Source organism: Acidovorax sp. KKS102 (genome assembly GCF_000302535.1).
In the GTDB taxonomy this organism is placed as follows: Bacteria; Pseudomonadota; Gammaproteobacteria; order Burkholderiales; family Burkholderiaceae_C; genus Acidovorax.
Genome location: NC_018708.1, coordinates 1,581,833 through 1,600,472 on the forward strand (window position 1 = coordinate 1,581,833; position 18,640 = coordinate 1,600,472).

At 61.3% G+C, this 18,640-nt stretch carries 18 protein-coding genes; 10 read left to right on the forward strand and 8 right to left on the reverse strand.

The genetic code is table 11. The annotated features are described in order from the left end of the window. Positions 1–39 precede the first annotated feature (39 nt). The 10 genes from C380_RS07170 to nagZ all read left to right on the forward strand — a co-directional run bounded on the left by C380_RS07170 (position 40) and on the right by nagZ (position 10,145). Positions 40–1,509, forward strand: a complete 1,470-nt coding sequence (locus C380_RS07170; RefSeq protein WP_043565236.1) for a DegQ family serine endoprotease — start codon at positions 40–42, stop codon at positions 1,507–1,509. A gap of 510 nt (positions 1,510–2,019) precedes the next feature. Further along, positions 2,020–3,828 carry a translation elongation factor 4 gene (gene lepA, locus C380_RS07175; RefSeq protein ID WP_015013196.1) on the forward strand — a complete coding sequence of 603 codons (1,809 nt, stop codon included), beginning with the start codon at positions 2,020–2,022 and terminating at the stop codon, positions 3,826–3,828. Next, positions 3,828–4,802, forward strand: a complete 975-nt coding sequence (gene lepB / locus C380_RS07180; RefSeq protein ID WP_015013197.1) for a signal peptidase I — start codon at positions 3,828–3,830, stop codon at positions 4,800–4,802. Before lepA ends, lepB begins: the two co-directional genes overlap by 1 nt. A 38-nt stretch (positions 4,803–4,840) precedes the next feature. Further along, positions 4,841–5,203 (forward strand): DUF4845 domain-containing protein, encoded by a 363-nt coding sequence (locus C380_RS07185; protein ID WP_015013198.1) that lies wholly within the window; start codon positions 4,841–4,843, stop codon positions 5,201–5,203. After that, positions 5,204–5,887: a ribonuclease III gene (rnc, locus tag C380_RS07190; RefSeq protein WP_015013199.1), complete on the forward strand. Its 684-nt coding sequence runs from the start codon at positions 5,204–5,206 to the stop codon at positions 5,885–5,887. It abuts the gene before it with no gap. Further along, the gene (gene era, locus C380_RS07195) at positions 5,884–6,888 is read left to right on the forward strand and encodes a GTPase Era (RefSeq protein ID WP_015013200.1); all 1,005 of its coding nucleotides are present in this window, start codon (positions 5,884–5,886) and stop codon (positions 6,886–6,888) included. The genes rnc and era overlap by 4 nt, the downstream gene beginning before the upstream one ends. Before the next feature lie 92 nt (positions 6,889–6,980). Continuing rightward, entirely contained in the window at positions 6,981–7,745 is a 765-nt protein-coding gene (gene recO, locus C380_RS07200; RefSeq protein ID WP_015013201.1) for a DNA repair protein RecO, read from the forward strand. Continuing rightward, entirely contained in the window at positions 7,742–8,524 is a 783-nt protein-coding gene (locus tag C380_RS07205) for a pyridoxine 5'-phosphate synthase (protein ID WP_015013202.1), read from the forward strand. The genes recO and C380_RS07205 overlap by 4 nt, the downstream gene beginning before the upstream one ends. A 58-nt stretch (positions 8,525–8,582) precedes the next feature. Further along, positions 8,583–8,990, forward strand: coding sequence for a holo-ACP synthase (gene acpS / locus C380_RS07210; RefSeq protein ID WP_015013203.1), 408 nt, complete (start codon positions 8,583–8,585; stop codon positions 8,988–8,990). A 63-nt stretch (positions 8,991–9,053) separates the two neighbouring features. Beyond that, positions 9,054–10,145: a beta-N-acetylhexosaminidase gene (gene nagZ, locus C380_RS07215; protein WP_015013204.1), complete on the forward strand. Its 1,092-nt coding sequence runs from the start codon at positions 9,054–9,056 to the stop codon at positions 10,143–10,145. Positions 10,146–10,370: 225 nt separating this feature from the next. Here nagZ and C380_RS07220 read toward each other — a convergent pair whose 3' ends face one another. The 8 genes from C380_RS07220 to wecB form a co-directional block, all read right to left on the reverse strand. Beyond that, complete coding sequence (locus tag C380_RS07220; RefSeq protein WP_043566207.1) at positions 10,371–11,039, reverse strand: mechanosensitive ion channel family protein; 669 nt, start codon at positions 11,037–11,039, stop codon at positions 10,371–10,373. 62 nt (positions 11,040–11,101) lie between these two features. Beyond that, positions 11,102–12,136: a diguanylate cyclase domain-containing protein gene (locus C380_RS07225; RefSeq protein WP_015013206.1), complete on the reverse strand. Its 1,035-nt coding sequence runs from the start codon at positions 12,134–12,136 to the stop codon at positions 11,102–11,104. A gap of 63 nt (positions 12,137–12,199) precedes the next feature. Continuing rightward, positions 12,200–13,744 (reverse strand): lysine--tRNA ligase, encoded by a 1,545-nt coding sequence (gene lysS / locus C380_RS07230; RefSeq protein WP_015013207.1) that lies wholly within the window; start codon positions 13,742–13,744, stop codon positions 12,200–12,202. Positions 13,745–13,808: 64 nt separating this feature from the next. Further along, positions 13,809–14,441, reverse strand: coding sequence for a sugar transferase (locus tag C380_RS07235; protein WP_015013208.1), 633 nt, complete (start codon positions 14,439–14,441; stop codon positions 13,809–13,811). A gap of 2 nt (positions 14,442–14,443) precedes the next feature. Beyond that, positions 14,444–15,598, reverse strand: a complete 1,155-nt coding sequence (locus C380_RS07240; protein ID WP_015013209.1) for a DegT/DnrJ/EryC1/StrS aminotransferase family protein — start codon at positions 15,596–15,598, stop codon at positions 14,444–14,446. Then, on the reverse strand, positions 15,595–16,122 hold the full coding sequence (locus C380_RS07245) for a class I SAM-dependent methyltransferase (RefSeq protein WP_238544076.1): 528 nt from the start codon (positions 16,120–16,122) through the stop codon (positions 15,595–15,597). The genes C380_RS07240 and C380_RS07245 overlap by 4 nt, the downstream gene beginning before the upstream one ends. 167 nt (positions 16,123–16,289) lie before the next feature. After that, the gene (locus C380_RS07250; RefSeq protein WP_043566209.1) at positions 16,290–17,531 is read right to left on the reverse strand and encodes a glycosyltransferase family 4 protein; all 1,242 of its coding nucleotides are present in this window, start codon (positions 17,529–17,531) and stop codon (positions 16,290–16,292) included. Continuing rightward, complete coding sequence (gene wecB, locus C380_RS07255) at positions 17,528–18,622, reverse strand: non-hydrolyzing UDP-N-acetylglucosamine 2-epimerase (protein ID WP_015013212.1); 1,095 nt, start codon at positions 18,620–18,622, stop codon at positions 17,528–17,530. Before wecB ends, C380_RS07250 begins: the two co-directional genes overlap by 4 nt. Positions 18,623–18,640 lie beyond the last annotated feature (18 nt).

The following is an 18,640-nucleotide window of genomic DNA, read 5'->3' on the forward strand; positions in this document are numbered from 1 at the left end:
TCGTGAACAGCATTCGCCAAGAATCAAGAAAGGTCGAAGATGCCGAAGTTTGATGGAAGTATGTTGCGTTCGGTGGCAGTGGCATGCCTGATGGGTGGTTTGGCCACTATGTCGTTAGCGCCCCATGCGGCGTTGGCACAGCCTGCACCACTGGTTCGAGGCCTGCCTGATTTCACCGATCTGGTGGATCAAGTGGGGCCTTCGGTGGTCAACATCCGCACTGTCGAGAAAGTGTCCAGTCGGTCCAATGCCAACGGCATGGACGAAGAGATGCTCGAATTCTTTCGCCGGTTTGGTGTTCCAATCCCCAACGTCCCGCGGCAGCAGCGGCCCCAGCGTCCCCAGCAGGAGGAAGAGGCTCAGCCACGCGGTGTGGGGTCGGGGTTCATCTTGACGTCGGACGGGTTCGTGATGACCAACGCTCACGTGGTCGATGGTGCCGATGAAGTCATCGTGACTTTGACCGACAAGCGCGAGTTCAAGGCGCGTATCGTGGGTGCCGACAAGCGCACCGATGTGGCGGTGGTGAAGATCGAGGCGTCCGGACTGCCTGCGGTCAAGGTGGGTGACGTGAGCCGTCTCCGCGTGGGTGAATGGGTGATGGCGATTGGCTCACCCTTTGGGCTGGAGAACACGGTGACGGCAGGCATCGTCAGCGCCAAGCAGCGGGACACGGGCGACTACCTCCCCTTCATTCAGACGGATGTGGCCATCAACCCTGGGAACTCTGGAGGACCGCTCATCAACATGCGGGGCGAGGTGGTCGGCATCAACAGCCAGATCTATTCGCGCTCGGGGGGGTTCATGGGGATCTCATTCGCAATTCCCATGGATGAAGCCATCCGTGTGAGTGATCAATTGCGCGCGTCGGGCCGTGTGACGCGTGGCCGCATCGGCGTGCAGATCGGGCCAGTCACCAAGGACGTCGCCGAATCGATTGGTCTGGGCAAGGCGCAAGGGGCCTTGGTAACGGGAGTGGAAGCTGGATCGCCTGCCGACAAGGCCGGCGTGGAAGCGGGCGACATCATCACTCGGTTTGATGGCAAGCCCATTGAGAAAGTGGCAGACCTGCCGCGCTTGGTTGGTAACACTAAGCCGGGTAACCGCAGCTCCGTCACGGTGTTCCGTCGCGGTGCCTCGCGTGATCTGGCGATCACCATTGCTGAGATCGAGCCAGATAAGCCAGCCACCAAAGTGGCTGAGCGCGAAGAGAAGCCCAAGGCCTCGGCCGCTGCGCAGCAGATGGGTTTGTCTGTGACCGACCTGACGGATGCCCAGAAGAAAGAGCTCAAGCTCAAGGGCGGTGTGGTGGTGGCTGCCGCTACGGATGCTGCGGCACGCGCGGGCCTGCGGGAAGGAGACATCATCTTGTCGGTGGCCAACACGGAAGTCTCGGGCGTGAAGGAGTTCGAGTCCGTATTGTCCAAGGCCGATAAGAGCAAGCCTATCAATGTGCTCTATCGCCGCGGCGAATGGGCGCAGTACGCGCTGATTCGTCCTGGCAAGTGAGGGTGCAGAGGCCTGAGGGGAATGGCTCCGCCCGGGGCGATTCCCTACTCAGAATGGGGGACTTTGCCGTGATCGCTGAATTTTTGACAGGTCGACCGCGGGCGCCGTAATGAGTCTAGATGTTAGCTTTTGCTAACTTTTTGAAGGCCCATCAACCACTTTCGATAGAATAGAGGCTGGCGTTCAACGCTTATCTGCATATAGACCGGCTCTGTGTTCACGATGTGGGATGTTTTTGTGCAATGAACAGTTGATTCACAGCTCGCCCACAAGTTGTTCAGCGTTGTTTGTGTGTGAACTGTGTATAAACTGTGTATAAAATCCCTGTTGCACCATGGCAACTTCCCTCAGATACCGGAGGGTGGGCTTTTTCAGTCGGCCTTTTTGCCTACAATGAAGATCCAACTATCGCAGTTGCCAATGATTGTTGGTTCAGGGCGCGTCGCCACTCGACGCGCCCTTTTTTCTTGTGCGCGCTGTTTTAATTCAATCACTTGACGCTTTCCGTTGATGAATCACATCAGAAATTTTTCCATCATTGCGCACATCGACCATGGCAAGTCGACGCTGGCCGACCGCTTGATCCAGCGGTGTGGAGGTCTTGCAGACCGTGAGATGGAGGCCCAGGTCCTGGACTCGATGGACATCGAAAAAGAGCGTGGGATAACCATCAAGGCGCAGACCGCTGCGCTGCATTACAAGGCGCGCGATGGGCAGGTCTACAACCTCAATCTGATCGACACACCGGGCCATGTGGACTTCTCATACGAGGTCAGCCGTTCGTTGTCTGCCTGCGAGGGCGCACTGCTGGTTGTGGATGCGTCACAAGGGGTGGAGGCACAGACGGTGGCCAACTGCTACACCGCGCTGGATCTCGGTGTCGAAGTGCTGCCCGTGCTCAACAAGATGGACCTGCCGCAGGCCGACCCCGACAACGCAAAGGCCGAGATCGAGGATGTCATCGGCATCGATGCCACGGATGCCATCCCTTGCTCGGCCAAGACGGGCATGGGCATCGATGAAATCCTGGAGCTGATCGTAGCGAAGGTGCCAGCACCTCGTGGCAATCCCGATGCCCCACTGCGTGCGATGATCATTGACAGCTGGTTCGACCCATACGTCGGCGTGGTGATGCTGGTGCGCGTGGTGGATGGTCGCCTGCTCAAAGGCGAGCGCATCAAGATGATGGCATCGGGTGCGGCCTACAACGCTGACAACCTGGGTGTTTTCACGCCCGCCAACTCACCGCGCGACGCCCTCAATGCGGGCGAGGTGGGCTACATCATCGCGGGCATCAAGGAGCTGAAGGCCGCCAAGGTGGGCGACACCATCACGCTGGAAAAGAAGCTACCCAACAACCTAGGCCCGGCCGAGCAGGCGCTGCCAGGCTTCAAGGAAATCCAGCCCCAGGTGTTCGCCGGTCTCTACCCGACCGAAGCCAGCGAATACGACCAGCTGCGCGACGCGCTGGAAAAGCTCCAGCTCAATGACGCCTCGCTGCACTTTGAGCCCGAGGTGTCGCAAGCGTTGGGCTTCGGCTTCCGCTGCGGCTTCCTGGGCCTTTTGCACATGGAGATCGTTCAGGAACGTCTGGAGCGCGAGTTCGACCAGGACCTGATCACCACCGCGCCCAGCGTGGTGTACGAGGTGGTCAAGGGCGACGGCGAAGTCATCATGGTGGAGAACCCCTCCAAGATGCCGGAGCAGGGGCGCATCCAGGAGATCCGCGAGCCCATCGTCACGGTGCATCTGTACATGCCGCAGGAATATGTGGGCCCGGTAATGACACTGGCCAACCAGAAGCGTGGCGTGCAGTTGAACATGGCCTACCACGGCCGGCAGGTCATGCTGACCTACGAGCTGCCGCTGGGCGAGATCGTTCTGGACTTCTTCGACAAGCTCAAGTCCGTGTCGCGCGGCTACGCCTCCATGGACTACGAGTTCAAAGAGTACCGCGCCTCCGATGTGGTGAAGGTGGACATCCTGCTCAATGGCGAAAAGGTCGATGCGCTGTCCATCATCGTCCACCGCAGCCAGTCGGCCTACCGTGGCCGCGCGGTGGCGGCCAAAATGCGCGAGATCATCAGTCGCCAGATGTTCGATGTGGCAATTCAGGCCGCCATCGGCGCCAACATCATCGCCCGTGAAACCATCAAGGCGCTGCGCAAGAACGTGCTGGCCAAGTGCTATGGGGGCGACATCACCCGCAAGCGCAAGCTGCTTGAGAAGCAGAAGGCAGGCAAAAAGCGCATGAAACAGATTGGATCGGTCGAAGTGCCCCAGGAGGCATTTCTGGCCATTTTGCAGGTGGAAGACTGATGCAGTTCATGCAAGTTTTGACGTCGCTGGTGCTGGCGGCCTTTGTGGGTTACATCGGTGCCTGGTATGCCGGGGCGATCGAGGGCAACTTTGCGCTGCTCCTGTTCCTTGCGACGGTCGTCACAGGTGTTTACTGGCTGGCGGAGCGCGTTTATTTTCTCCCTCGCCGGCGGCGTGCAGCACAGGCCATTGAGGATGCAGCCGCCGAGCGGCGCGCTGAACTGGATCGCATGGGGATCCAGAAGGTGGACGTGGATGTGCAGGAAGCCAAGGGCCGCATCCTCATGCAGCCCTGGTGGCTGGACTGGACGGCGGGGTTGTTCCCTGTGATTGCGGCCGTTTTCTTCTTGCGTTCGTTTCTGTTTGAGCCCTTCAAGATCCCGTCGGGCTCCATGATCCCGACCCTGCTGGTCGGTGATCTGATTCTGGTGAACAAATTCACATACGGTATCCGGCTGCCCGTCATCAACACACGGCTGACTGAAGGCACCCGGCCCGTGCGCGGCGATGTGCTGGTATTTCGCTACCCGCCACAACCGAGCATGGACTACATCAAGCGGGTGGTGGGGGTGCCGGGCGACGAGGTGGCCTACATCAACAAGCGCCTCACCATCAATGGCAAAGCGGTAGATACGAAAGCCTTGCCCGACTTCTTTGAAGAAGACTCCATGCGGTACTTCAAGCAGTTTGAGGAGCAGCTGGGCGACAAGCCCCACAGGTTGTTAAACAACCCCGATGTGCCCGCTTTTGTACAAGGCGCCAGCAATTTTGCCTATCGTGAAAACTGCCGCTACAGTGTGGAAGGTGTCACTTGCAAGGTGCCGGAGGGGTACTACTTCATGATGGGTGACAACCGCGATAACTCACTGGATTCCCGTTACTGGGGGTTTGTGCCCGAGGGCAATATTGTGGGCAAGGCCTTTTTTGTCTGGATGAATTTCGGTAATCTCAAGCGTATCGGCTCGTTCCATTGAGTACGGGCCTTTGCCAAATTGCATTGAGGGGATCATTGATGAAGACACATCGCATAGCTAGCCGTTCGCGCCAACGTGGGTTGTCATTTTTTGGATTGGTTTTTATTGGTGTCATCGCTGTGGCGGTTTTCGCTATTGGCGGACAATCAGTTCCAATTTTTCTTGAGTACACCTCCGCGAAGAAGGCCATTGAGAAGGCCAAGGTGGAGAGCACGGTGCCAGGTGTGCGCGCCGCGTTTGATCGGGCCGCGGCGATTGACGACATCACATCGATTAGAGGGGCGGACCTTGATGTGACGAAGCGCGGTGACAAAGTGGTGGTTTCGTTCAAATACTCGCGTGAGATTCCCCTGGCGGGTCCAGCCTATCTGGTCTACCGCTTCGAAGCGCAGACCAACTAGGTGCAGGCCGGTCTCTTAGCGCTGCAGGGTCGCCTGCAGCATGTATTTTCTGATCCCTCGCTGCTCCAGCGTGCAACTACGCACCGCAGTTTCTCGGCCGACCACAACGAGCGGCTTGAATTCCTGGGCGATTCCGTCTTGAACCTGGCGGTGGCCAGTTTGTTGTACCAGCGGCTGTCGGCCTTGCCGGAGGGTGATCTTTCGCGCGTCCGGGCAAATCTGGTCAAGCAAGACACGCTGCACCAGTTGGCTGTGCGGCTCAAAGTGTCCGAGGTGTTGCGTCTGGGGGAGGGCGAGGCCAAGTCGGGCGGGCAGCAGCGGCCCTCCATCCTGGCCGATGCACTGGAAGCCCTGATCGGTGCGGTGTATCTGGATGCTGGCTATGCCAGCGCAGAAGCCCTGGTGCACCGTCTTTTCCAGGGCGTGGAGATCAATCCGCAGATGCAAGCAGCGTCCAAGGACGCGAAAACCGCGTTGCAGGAGTGGCTCCAGGGCCGCAAAATGAAGCTGCCGCAGTACAAGGTGGTGGCGACGGTGGGGGCAGCTCACCGCCAGACCTTCGACGTCGAGTGCGATATTCCCGAACTGGGCCTGACCGAGCGTGGCATCGGCGGCTCGCGCAGGGCGGGCGAACAAGCCGCTGCTGCGGCCATGCTGGCCACATTGAAAGCAAAGAATTTATGAATGACGCTACCAAAGATGTAGCTACTGACGATGGTGCTGAGGGCGCCCCGGTGCAAAACGATCTGGACGCCATGCTGGCTGCTGCGGGCGCGCCTGCTGCAGTGCCTGGCCAGCGCTGCGGCGTGATCGCCATTGTGGGCAAGCCCAACGTGGGCAAGTCCACCCTGCTCAACGCCCTCGTGGGGCAGAAGATCAGCATCACCTCGCGCAAGGCGCAGACCACGCGCCACCGCATCACGGGCATTCGCACCCTGGACCAGACGCAATTCATTTTTGTGGACACCCCAGGCTTCCAGACCCGGCACGCCACCGCCCTCAACAAGTCGCTCAACAAGACCGTAATGGGCGCGATTGGAGACGTGGACCTTATTCTCTTTGTGGTCGAGGCTGGCAATTTCACCCTGGCCGACGCCAAGGTGCTGTCGCTGTTCAAACCGGGTATTCCCACGCTGCTGGTGGCCAACAAGCTGGACATGGTGCATCGCCGTGCCGAGCTGGCACCCTGGCTCAAGAGCATGCAGGAGCGTCACCCGTTCGCCGAATTCGTGCCGATGTCGGCCAAGAACAAGGGTGACATCGAGCGCTTGTTCGGCATTTGCGCCAAATACCTGCCCGAGCAGCCCTGGTGGTATGGCGAGGATGAGCTGACCGACCGCAGCGAGAAGTTTCTGGCGTCCGAAACCGTGCGCGAGAAGCTGTTCCGCTTTACCGGCGACGAGCTGCCCTACACGTCGACCGTGGTGATCGACAAGTTCGACGAGGAAAAGAGCAAGCAGCACAAGCGCCTGGTCAAGATCGCCGCCACCATCGTGGTGGAGCGCGAGAACCACAAGATGATGGTCATCGGCGACAAGGGCGAGCGCCTCAAGCGCATTGGCACTGAAGCCCGCCAAGAGCTGGAAAAGCTCATGGACGCCAAGGTGTTCCTGGAGCTGTGGGTTAAGGTCCGCTCCGGCTGGGCCGATGACGAAGCCCGGGTGCGCTCCTTCGGCTACGAGTGAATCCCGAACGCTGACTTTCCCTTCCTCCTGCTCGCGCACACAGCAGCAGGCGTCACAGGCGATCCTTTCCCTCCCTCCATCCCCGCAGCACCGTGGCCGTAGCCAAGCGCGTTTCCGATGAGCCTGCGTTCGTGCTGCACAGCTACGACTGGAGCGAGTCCAGCCTGATCCTGGAGGTCTTCTGCCGCCAGCAAGGGCGGACCGCTCTGGTGGCCAAAGGGGCCAAGAAGCCCAGCTCCAACTTCCGCCCGGTGCTGCTGCCGCTGCAGCCCTTGCTGGTGACCTACACGCTCACGGGCGATGGCCATGCGGACATTCACACGCTCAAGGGCGCGGAGTGGGTGGGCGGGCATGTGATGCCCACGGGGGATGCCCTGCTGTCAGGCATGTACCTCAACGAACTGCTGTTGCGCCTGCTGGCGCGTGCAGACCCGCACCCAGCCTTGTTCGATGCCTATGCGGGCGTGGTGCGCGTGTTGGCCAGCGAACATGGCGATGCGCTGGAGGCGGTGCTGCGCAGTTTTGAGCTGCTGCTTCTGCGCGAGATTGGCCTCTTGCCCGGCCTGGACGTGCAGACGATGACCTTCGACCCCCTGGAGCCCAACGCCCGCTACACGCTGGTGCCCGAAGGCGGCTTGCGCGCTGCGTCCGCCGTAGACCGCGCAAGCCTGACAGGCAGCCAGTGGCGGGCCTTGCAGCGTGGCCTGGATGATGTGGCCAGCTACACCGCCACCTTGCGCGCGTGCGCCCCCGTGGCGACCGAACTCAAGCCGCAGCTGCGTGCCTTGCTGCAATACCATTGCGGTAGCCCGACGCTGCGCACCCGCCAGCTCATGATCGACTTGCAGGCCCTATGAACCCATCCTCCCGTTCCCTCCAGCGCACCGCCTTGTCCGTCAACGTCAACAAGGTGGCCCTGCTGCGCAACACGCGCCATCTGGGCATTCCCAGCGTCACCCGCGCGGCCGAGCTGTGCCTGAAAGCGGGGGCCCAGGGCATCACGGTGCACCCACGGCCCGACGAGCGTCACATCCGCAGCCAGGACGTGTTTGAGCTGGCAACGCTGATGAAGGCCTGGCCCGACCGTGAATACAACATCGAGGGCAACCCGTCGCAGAACCTGATGGACTTCATCCGCCAGGTGCGCCCCCACCAGGCCACGTTTGTCCCCGACAGCGAGGACCAGTTCACCAGCGACCACGGCTGGAGCTTTCCGCAAGATGCCGAGCGCCTGGCCCCCCTGGTGGCTGAATGCAAGGCGCTGGGGGTGCGCGTGAGTCTCTTCATGGACCCGGTGCCCGAGCAGATGGCCGCCGCCAAGGCGGTGGGCGCTGACCGGGTGGAGCTGTACACCGAGCCCTATGCAGCCGCCTGGGGCTCGCCGCAGCAGGCGGTGGAGCTGAAACGTTACGCTGCAGCCGCCCAAGCGGCGCTGGATGCAGGCTTGGGCGTGAACGCGGGCCATGACCTCAACCGTGACAACCTGGCGGCCTTTGTGCGCGAAGTGCCGGGTGTGCTCGAGGTCTCGATCGGCCATGCGCTGATCGCCGATGCGCTGGAGCTGGGCTATACGGCCACCGTACAGGCCTACCTGGATTGCATCACCCAGGGGTTTGCGGTTGCTGGAGACTCCTGATTTGATAGCTGCAACCGCATATTGCACTAGCGCTTGCAGCCATTTTTGTTGAAATTCTATGATCTACGGCATCGGTACCGACATCTGCGACGTGCGCCGCATCGCGGCCGGCCTGGCCCGCCACGGCGACCGTTTTGCAGAAAAGGTGCTGGCCGAGGGCGAACTGGCTACTTGGCGTGAACGCAGCGCGCGCTGGCCCGACCGGGGCTTGCGCTACCTGGCCACCCGGTTCTCCGCCAAGGAGGCCTTCAGCAAGGCGATTGGCCTGGGCATGCGCATGCCTATGACCTGGCGCCACTGCGAGGTCGCCAAGCTGCGCAGCGGCCAGCCCGTCATCGTGCTGCACGGCGCGCTCAAGGAATGGTTTGAGGCCCAGGGCCTGCAGGCGCACCTGAGCGTGACTGACGAGACCGACTACGCCGCCAGCTTCTGTGTGGTGGAGAAAATTCAAACCCAATCACCTTGAAGCGCTGGATTGATATGCGCTGATAGCTGTCCATTGAGTAGCAATTGCCCTTTGAAACCTTCCATGACTGAACACGCACCTCTGATCCTCGACGTCGCTGGTACCACCCTCAGCGCCGACGACCGCCGTCGCCTGGCGCACCCGCTCACGGGCGGCGTCATCCTGTTTGCCCGCAACTGGGAAAACCGCGCGCAGCTGCTGCAGCTCACCAGCAGCATCAAGGCCGTGCGCGACGACCTGCTGATCTGTGTGGACCACGAGGGCGGCCGCGTGCAGCGCTTTCGCACCGATGGTTTCACCCACCTGCCGCCCATGCGCGCGCTGGGCGAGATGTGGATGGACGATGGCAAGGGCGCCAAGGCCGTGCCCGGCAGCGGTGCCCTGCGCGCCACCAACGCAGCCACGGCGGCGGGCTATGTGCTGGGCGCGGAGCTGCGCGCCTGCGGCGTGGACTTCAGCTTTACACCGGTGCTGGACCTCGATTGGGGCGAAAGTGGTGTGATCGGCGACCGCTCCTTCCACCGCGACCCCCGGGTGGTGGCGCTGCTCGCCAAGAGCCTCATGCACGGCCTGCTGCAGGCCGGCATGGCCAATTGCGGCAAACACTTTCCGGGCCACGGTTTCGTCAAGGCGGATTCGCACACCGAGGTACCCGTAGACAAGCGCAGCCTCAAGGCCATCCTGGCCGACGATGCAGCGCCGTACCCCTGGCTCAGCAGCACGCTCACCAGCGTGATGCCGGCCCACGTGATCTATCCCAAGGTCGACAGCCGCCCCGCCGGTTTTTCGCAGCGCTGGCTGCAAGACATCCTGCGCCGCCAGATGCGTTTTGACGGCGCCATCTTCAGCGACGACCTCAGCATGGAAGGGGCTCGCCGACTGGACGGCCAGGTGGTCAGCTACACCGATGCCGCTGTGGCGGCGCTGGAGGCAGGTTGCGACCTGGTGCTGTTGTGCAACCAGAGCGTGGGGGATGGCAAGGCCGTGGACGAACTCATCGAAGGCCTGGAAAAGGCCCAGCAGCAAGGCCGCTGGCAGCCCAGTTTGGACAGCGAATCCCGCCGCCTGGCGCTGCTGCCCGAAACCCTGCCGCAGGCCTGGGACGAACTCATGTACCAGCCTGCTTACCTGCAGGCGCTCGACCTGTTGCCCTGACCTGGTTGGTATTGAGGCGTTGGGTGCGGCGCTGTCCCGCGCGGCGCTGCCCCTTCACAGCTAGGAGCCTGTCGGACTTGGAGCGTCGATAGCGAGAATCGGCCCCAGCGAGGACAGTTTTTGCCGGATTTGCAGACCCATAGCCCAGCTATGGGGCAAAAAGACGGTAAAAAATGGACCGCTGCGGCCGATTTGCAGCCGACGACTTCCAAGTCCGACAGTCTCCTAGGGCGTGTTGAAAGGCCCTGGCGTCACCGGCTTTGGTGCGGCCGGGGAGGCGTTGGCTACCGCATCCGCGGCGGTAGCCGGTGGTGTGGGTGGGGCAGGGGGCGGTGGCACCCCCTGAAACCGGCGCACCACGCGCTGGAACACCAGCGCATTCGGAATCTGCAGCCAAGCCACGTGGCCGGATGTTGCGCCGTGGTCTTCCAGTGTGGTGTAGAGCAGGTTGATGTCCACCACCCGTCCCTTGGCGCCCGGCTTTTCAGCAGTGTCCAGCACCTCGATGTAGTCGCCAATCTTGAAGGGCCGCACGGTGAAGATCAGCAGCGCGCAAAACAGGTTGGACAGCACGCTCCAGGCCGCGAAGAACGCTACCGCCCCCACCGTGGCAAACCCGGTGAACGCAGTCCAGAGCACCGTGGCGGACACCCCCATGCGCTCCAGCACCAGCAGCAGCGCGCTGGCAATGATGATCCACCGGATGAGGCCGTTGATGGGCACCACCAGCTCATTGGGCAGCTGGTAGTGCGCACTGGCGCGGCGTACCAAACGGCGCAGCGTGCGCTGCAGCAACCAGGCTGCGAACAGGATCAGCAGGATTTGCGAGCCGGGGATGATGACTTCGAGCCAGTCCTGCATCCACTCGGGCAGTCGGGTTTTCAGAACTTGCATGCGGGAGACGGCGGTACGGGCGTTGCGTTCGGTCGCGTCAAACGAGAAAAAGTGGAAGAAACTCAATGGCGCAATTGCTCCAGGGTGTCCATCTGCATTTCAAAACTGAAAAAGCGGTTGCGGCCCTGCGCCTTGGCGGCATACAGCGCCTGATCGGCCCGCATGATCATGCTTTCGGCGTTGGTGCTGTCATCGGGCACGCAGGTGGTGATGCCGCCCGACAGGGTCAGCGTGTCGCCCAGCGGGGAGCCCGCGTGCGCAATGGCGCGCACCTTGAGCAACTGCCCCAGCGCGCGCGCAAACGTCATCGCGCCGGAGCGGGGCGTGTTGGGCAGGATGAGGGCGAATTCCTCGCCGCCATAGCGCGAGGCCACGTCACGGGGGCGTACGCAGACTTCGCGCAGCAGGCGGCCTACCTCTTTCAAACAGGCATCGCCTTGCACGTGGCCGCTGGCGTCGTTGAACAGCTTGAAGTGGTCCAGATCACACAGCATCAACGTGAGCGGCGTTCCGTCGCGTCGTGCGGCCAGGATCTCGTTGTGCAGGATGCGGTCGAACCCGCGGCGGTTAACGAGGCCGGTGAGGGCATCGATTTCCACCATCTCATTGAGCCGCTGGTTGGCAGCATGCAGCTCGGCCGACATCGACACCAGCCGTCGGCGCATGTCCAGCAGGCGCCGCATGGCACGCAGCTTGGCCATCAGCACGATGGGTTTGACCGGCTTGACCAGGTAGTCATCGCCGCCCACCTCGATGCCACGCCACACATCCAGTTCGTTGTCCAGGCCCGACAGAAAGATGATAGGTGTCCAGTCGCCGGCCTCGCTCTCGCGCATTTGCTGCGCCACCCAGTAGCCGTCCTGGCCTGGCAGCTTGATATCCAGCAGCACCAAGTCGGGTCGATGCGTTTTGAACAGATGCAGCGCGGCCTGGCCTTCAGGCGCTTCGAAGATGTCGGACACACCCGCCCGCCGCAGTTCGGCCACCAGCGCCGCGCGCACGGAGCCCTGGTCCTCGACCACCAGCACCGAAAAAGCATTGCCCGAGGGCAGGGGCTCGTTGGCAGGGTAGGGGGCGTTGCTGGAGCTGAAGGGCACGGTATGTCTCCTTGGTGCCGGGGGCGAGGACGGTCAAGACCGCCCCCAGGGCAAGTCCAGGCCTCAGGACTCGCGGCGCAGCGCAGGGAACAGGATCACGTCGCGAATGCTGGGGCTGTCTGTCAGCAGCATCATGAGGCGGTCAATGCCGATGCCGCAACCCCCCGTCGGTGGCATGCCGTATTCCAGTGCGCGCACGAAGTCGTGGTCGTAGAACATGGCCTCGTCGTCGCCGCTGTCCTTGGCCGCCACCTGGGCGTGGAAGCGCGCGGCCTGGTCTTCGGCGTCGTTCAGCTCGCTGAAGCCGTTACCGAACTCGCGGCCCGTGATGTACAGCTCAAAGCGCTCGGTCACCTCGGGGCGGTTGTCATTGGCACGTGCCAGCGGCGAGATCTCGGTCGGGTGCTCCATGATGAAGGTGGGCTGCCACAGCTTGTCTTCCACCGTTTCTTCAAAGTACAGCACCTGCAGGCTGGCCAGGGTTCGGGTGGAGAGCTTGTCCTTCTCTTCCGTCATGCCCAGCTTTTTCAGCGCGCTGATGAGCCAGGCGGCATCGTCCACATGGGCACCCGCTTCGGTGTGCTGGAAGATGGCTTCACGGATCGTCAGGCGGGCAAACGGCTGGGACAGGTCCACCGCGCGGCCCTGGTACGTCATCTGCAGCGAGCCCGTGGCCTTGAGCGCCACCTCGCGGATCAGCGTCTCCGTGAAGTCCATCAGGTCCAGGTAGTTCCAGTACGCCGCGTAGAACTCCATCATGGTGAACTCGGGGTTGTGGCGCACCGAGATGCCTTCGTTGCGGTAGCTGCGGTTGATCTCGAACACGCGCTCGAAGCCGCCCACGATCAGGCGCTTCAGGTACAGCTCGGGCGCGATGCGCAGGTACATCTCCTGCTCCAAAGCATTGTGGTGCGTCACGAACGGCTTGGCATTGGCACCGCCCGGGATGGGGTGCAGCATGGGCGTTTCGACTTCGAGGAAGCCGTGGCTCACCATGAACTCGCGCAGGCCGCTTACGGCCTTGCTGCGGGCCACGAAGCGCTTGCGGGCCTGCTCATCGGTGATCAGGTCCACATAGCGCTGGCGGTACTTCTGCTCCTGGTCGGCCATGCCGTGAAACTTGTCGGGCAGCGGGCGCAGGCTCTTGGTCAGCAGGCGCAGGCTGGTCACCTTGACCGACAGCTCGCCAGTCTTTGTATTCATCAGCGTGCCCTCGGCGCCCAGGATGTCGCCCAAGTCCCAGTGCTTGAAGGCCGCATACAGATCCTCGCCCACGGCGTCGCGGGTCACATACAGCTGGATGCGGCCACCCACCTCGCCCAGCGAGCCGTCCTGGATGGTGGCAAAGCTGGCCTTGCCCATCACGCGCTTGAGCATCATGCGGCCAGCCACGGAAACGTTCACCGGCGTGGCTTCCAGCGACTCGTTGGTGGCCGCGCTGTGTTCCAGGTGCAACTGCGCCGCCTTGTGGGCGGGCTTGAAGTTGTTGGGGAAAGCAACGCTACCGCCGTTGGCCTGGGCTTCGCGCAGAGCGCGGAGCTTTTCGCGGCGCTCGGCGATGAGCTGGTTGTCGTCCTGGGGTGCGGGGGCGTGGATTTGGTCTGACATAGGTACCGTCGGTGCGGAGCTTGGAGTGGAGGGCTGCGTTCAGCCGAACCGTTGATTTTATCGGTTACGCACTGCCTGAAGGTCCTCGGCCCCCGGACGGGTGGTAGCCCCAAAGCGCGGATATGGTTCTGGCGATGATTTTCAGATCCGCCCACAGCGTGTGCGAGCGGGCGTACTGCGCCGCGTAGCGCAACTTGACGGGGAGAATCTCTTCGACATACGTGCGCTCGGGGTCGCTGCTTTGGCCCAGCAAAGTGCTTTCGTCGCGGAATTCGATGGATGCGTGGTCTGTGATGCCCGGACGCACACTGAGTATCAGCTCCCTCAGGTCACTGGGGTAAAGCGCGACATAGTGAGGCACTTCAGGCCGTGGTCCGACGAGGCTCATCTGGCCCAGCAGCACATTCACCAGCTGAGGCAGTTCATCTGCTTTGGTACGCCGTAGCCAGTTACCTGCGCGCGTAATGCGGGCGTCTGCACCGATCGTAATGGCGGGGCCATGAGCCGCTGCACGCTGGTGCATGGTGCGGAACTTGTAGATGTGAAACAGCTTGCCTGCGCGTCCTACGCGCTGTTGGCGAAAGAGCGCAGGGCCGGGTGAGTCGCAAACCACCCAGAGCGCCACGGCCAGCAGCAAAGGCGTGAGCAATACCAGCCCAAGCGCAGCAAATACCAGGTCGAACAACCGTTTGGGCATGGTCAGCCCAGCACCTCGTGCAACGCTGCAATCACACGCTCCTGGTCGTTATCGCTCATGGCGGTGAACAGTGGGATGCTGATCATCGCTTGGTAGGCTGCATCGGCCACAGGAAACATCGTGGGGGTCAGCTGATACCGGTCGCGCCAGTACGGGTGTCGGTGCAGGGGGACATAGTGCACACTGGTACCGATCCCCCGATCCGACAGTGCCTGGATGACCTCGTCGCGCCCCAGCGGTGCATCGGCTCTCAGCCGGATGACGTACAGGTGCCAGGCATGGGTGTCGCCGTGTGGCGCGCTGGCGGGCAAGGTCAGCGGTAGTTGTGCGAGCTGTTCGTGATACCGGTGGGCGAGGGTCTGACGCCGTAGCAAGAATTGCGGCAACCTCGCCAGCTGCTTGACGCCCATGGCGGCGGCTACGTCCGTCATGTTGTACTTGAAGCCTGGCGCTACGACCTCGTAGTACCACGCCGGGGTTTTGGAAGTGAAACGGTCAAACGCATCGCGGTTCATGCCGTGCAGGCGCATCACGCGCATGCGCTGCGCCAGGGCTGCGTCGCGCGTTACGGCCATGCCGCCTTCTCCAGTGGTGATGGTCTTGTTGGCGTAGAAGCTGAACACCGTCACGTCAGACTGCAACTGCCCCACCAGCGCGCCGCGCCACGTGGTGGGCAGCGCATGGGCTGCGTCTTCCACCACCTTCAGGCCATGCTCTTGGGCAATGGACAGGATCGCGTCCATGTCGCATGCCAGGCCGCCGTAATGCACAGGCATGATGGCTTTGGTGCGGGGCGTGATGGCGGCGCGGATCTTTTTCGGGTCGATGTTCAGTGTCAACGGATCCACGTCCACCAGCACTGCATCGGCCCCCAGGTAACGTACCACCTCCACCGTGGCGGTGAAGGTGAGCGTAGGCGCAATTACTTCGTCCCCCGGGCCGATGCCCAGTGCCTCCAGTGCCAGGTGCAGTCCGGCCGTGGCCGAATTCACCGCTACACCTTGCAGCCCACCACCCAGGTAGTCCACAAAGTTCTGCTCAAACTGGCGTGTGACGGGGCCGGTGGTGACCCAGCCGGAGCGCATGGCCTCGGTTACGGCGGCGATCTCGGCGTCGCCGATGTCGGGGCGGGCGAAGGGGATTAATGGGGGAGTCATTGTTTTTCGATCCAGCACAGCACATGGGTACGCAGCCACGGTACGCAGTTGAAAAGACCATACAGCGCAGGGTGACACCGCACGAGTACCCGTGCCAAAGGTGGCGCGAGCGTAACGCGCCGCGAAGTAATGCGCCCCTGTGGGAACAGCGCCTGCACTCGGCGCAAGGACACGCCGCGCACATCGGGGTTGCATGGATTGTTGTAGGTGAAGTCGTACCAGAGCACTGCGCCACCAGGGCGCAGCCAGCGCCACATCGCGGCAGAAATGCTTTCTTGCAGCGCATCGTCCAGGATGGAGCTGAATACAGTGGATTGGTAGACGATGTCAAAGCTGGATTCGCCAAGCGCAAGATCGGCAGCATTTCCGGGCCACAAGCGCACAGCGTCGGGCAAAACGCTGCGAGCATGCCGCAATCTTTCGTCCAGCAGTTCGTTGCCTGAGAGCCGTTCGGGTGTTGCGCCCAGAAGCAAAAGCTCCAGCAGATTCCCGCCGTTTCCACAGCCAACTTCGATCAGGTCCAAGTCCCGTAATGTTTGTATGTCCTTCGATGCAAGCAAGTTCAGCGTGGCACGTTGACGTTGATGCGCTGACAGAAGCACATCCGGGCTGAAGTAGGAATATCTGCCCGAGGGCATTTCTGCTCGGCGTTGGTAGCGCTCCCGGATCGCAGCAAGTTCATCGTTCCGGCTCAATTGCGCACCTCAAACTGTTTGAGCGATTCGAGAAATTTGTTTGCCAATACTGGGTAGAGATGATTTTTTTCCACATATGCCTTTCCGGAGCGCCCCATGTGTCCGCGTTGCTCGACAGACATGTTGTGTATTTTGCGAATCGCGTCAACCAGCGCTTCCGGATTTTCGGGCTCGATCGTCAATCCGCAACTGGCCTCAGTCACAGGGTCGTTGCCTGCCCTGATGGCGCAAAGGATGGGCCGAGCCGCCATCATGTAGTCCATGAGTTTGTTGGGGCTGATGCCAAACCGGAACAATGGCTCGTTCTGCAAACCGATATACAACACGTCCATTGATTTCAACAGCGTCGGGATGGCAGCCTTTGGTACGGGATCGAGCATGACGATGCGGTCAAGGTTCTCTGATTCAACGCGTTGTTGCAGCCGTTGCTTTTCCGGCCCACTGCCAATCAGCATCCATGTGATGGGGTCCTGGCGCGTCAATGAGGCAGCGTCCAGCACAGTTTCGAGCGCATTTGCAACCCCGTGCGCGCCGGCATATGCAATCAACAGGTGTCCTTGCTTACGGGCCGTCTGAATGGCCGCGGTATGGGCCGTTGGCAAGGGCTCTCCAGCTTCTTCGTTCCATTCGGCAGGTTCAATGCCATTGGGTACGTGAACGAACTTGTCGGCTGACATGCCATGTTGGCGCAAATGGGAATCTGCCTTGGGCAGCATTGAGATGATGACATCTGCTTCGCGGCAAGCAGTGTTTTCCGCGTGCTGCATCCATAGAATGAAGGGATGCCAGCGCGACATGCCACCAAGCTCTATAGGGGACAGGGGCCAAAGGTCGTGAACCTCCCACACCAGCTTGGCACGATGCTTTCTGGCCAATCTGCGAGCGGGGCCAATGTCAGCTGGATATGTGGAGGATGCGATCACCACATCTGGTTTTCGCCGCAGCCAATGCCGCCATTGGCTTAGTCGGAGCAGGAAGGTTGCAATGTTGCGTACGCGGCCCACACCGTTGCCTTGGTATTTGGGTGTTTCGCACCAGACGAAGTCGACGCCATCCACACATTCGCGGGTGAAACGACCGTTGACAGCGGGCTGCTTGCTACGCACATGAGACTGTGACGCCGCGACTATAGTGACTGAGTGGCCGGCGCGCACCCACTCGCGGGCAAGGTAGTACGGGCGGTATTCCATGCCATAGCTGGGGCCGCCCGCATAGTGGTTGATGTATACAATGTTCACGAGCACAAATCCGCGCCCAGGCGTTGTGCGATACGTGCTGCGGAATCACCGATACCGTAGGGGCGGATGTCTGCTCCCTGAGTGCCAATGGCTTGCAGCATCACGGCACTCACTGGGCCTGACGAAAGCGGGGGAGCCAAGCGGTTCCATCCCGCCTCCACCAGTTCCGTCCATTCTGTTTCGTCGCGCAAGGTCACGCAAGGTACGCGGTAAAAGAATGCTTCTTTTTGCACTCCGCCTGAGTCGGTGGCAATCAGTGCCGCAAACTTCTCCAGTTGTACCATGTCCAGATACCCCACCGGATCAATCAGATGGATGTTTCTGGAGAGGCTTTCGAGTTGTCCACTGCGGCCTAGAATCGCCCGAGTGCGCGGATGCATCGGCCACACCACCGGATATTGCGCAGCCACCATCTCTAGCGCTGCCACTACAGTGGCTAGCCGATGTGGGTTATCGGTGTTTTCGGCTCGGTGCACTGTGGCTAATACATAGCTGCGTGGCTGAATACCTCGTTGGCCGAGGATGCGACCCTCTGCCTGAACTTGGGCGCCATGGTGCAGTGCGACGTCGTACATAACATCTCCTACGGTGGCTATGCGATGGGGGGGGGAACCTTCGTTTTCCAGATGAGCCCTTGCAGTATCAGTGGGCGTAAACAGCCAATGCGACATCCGATCAGTGAGAATGCGATTGATCTCCTCGGGCATGGCCATATTGAACGAACGCAAGCCCGCCTCCACATGCGCGACGGGAATGCGAAGCTTGGCGGCTGCCAATGCACCCGCGAGGGTTGAGTTGGTGTCGCCGTAGACAAGCACTGCATCGGGCTTTTCGGATTGCAGCACGCGCTCAATCGCAATCAGCATGCGACCCGTCATTTCGCCGTGACCGCCTCCATGAATCCCCAGTTGTTGTGCAGGTGGCTTCATCCCCAATTCACTGAAAAAGACGGTCGACATATTCGCATCAAAGTGCTGACCGGTGTGTACCAGCACCTCTTGCAGGCCGGACGTTTTTGCAATCGCTTGTGAGACAACACTGGCCTTGATGAACTGAGGGCGGGCGCCGATGATTGTGAGAATTTTGTTCATTGATTTAATAGCTGCCAG

Bases quoted from the DNA above. Each gene is read 5' to 3' on its own strand.
- C380_RS07235 (WP_015013208.1), bottom strand. From the start codon at position 14,441: ATGCCCAAACGGTTGTTCGACCTGGTATTTGCTGCGCTTGGGCTGGTA.
- acpS (WP_015013203.1), top strand. From the start codon at position 8,583: ATGATCTACGGCATCGGTACCGACATCTGCGACGTGCGCCGCATCGCG.
- C380_RS07240 (WP_015013209.1), bottom strand. From the start codon at position 15,598: ATGACTCCCCCATTAATCCCCTTCGCCCGCCCCGACATCGGCGACGCC.
- C380_RS07170 (WP_043565236.1), top strand. From the start codon at position 40: ATGCCGAAGTTTGATGGAAGTATGTTGCGTTCGGTGGCAGTGGCATGC.
- C380_RS07220 (WP_043566207.1), bottom strand. From the start codon at position 11,039: ATGCAAGTTCTGAAAACCCGACTGCCCGAGTGGATGCAGGACTGGCTC.
- C380_RS07185 (WP_015013198.1), top strand. From the start codon at position 4,841: ATGAAGACACATCGCATAGCTAGCCGTTCGCGCCAACGTGGGTTGTCA.
- lysS (WP_015013207.1), bottom strand. From the start codon at position 13,744: ATGTCAGACCAAATCCACGCCCCCGCACCCCAGGACGACAACCAGCTC.
- lepB (WP_015013197.1), top strand. From the start codon at position 3,828: ATGCAGTTCATGCAAGTTTTGACGTCGCTGGTGCTGGCGGCCTTTGTG.
- lepA (WP_015013196.1), top strand. From the start codon at position 2,020: ATGAATCACATCAGAAATTTTTCCATCATTGCGCACATCGACCATGGC.
- era (WP_015013200.1), top strand. From the start codon at position 5,884: ATGAATGACGCTACCAAAGATGTAGCTACTGACGATGGTGCTGAGGGC.
- C380_RS07205 (WP_015013202.1), top strand. From the start codon at position 7,742: ATGAACCCATCCTCCCGTTCCCTCCAGCGCACCGCCTTGTCCGTCAAC.
- nagZ (WP_015013204.1), top strand. From the start codon at position 9,054: ATGACTGAACACGCACCTCTGATCCTCGACGTCGCTGGTACCACCCTC.
- wecB (WP_015013212.1), bottom strand. From the start codon at position 18,622: ATGAACAAAATTCTCACAATCATCGGCGCCCGCCCTCAGTTCATCAAG.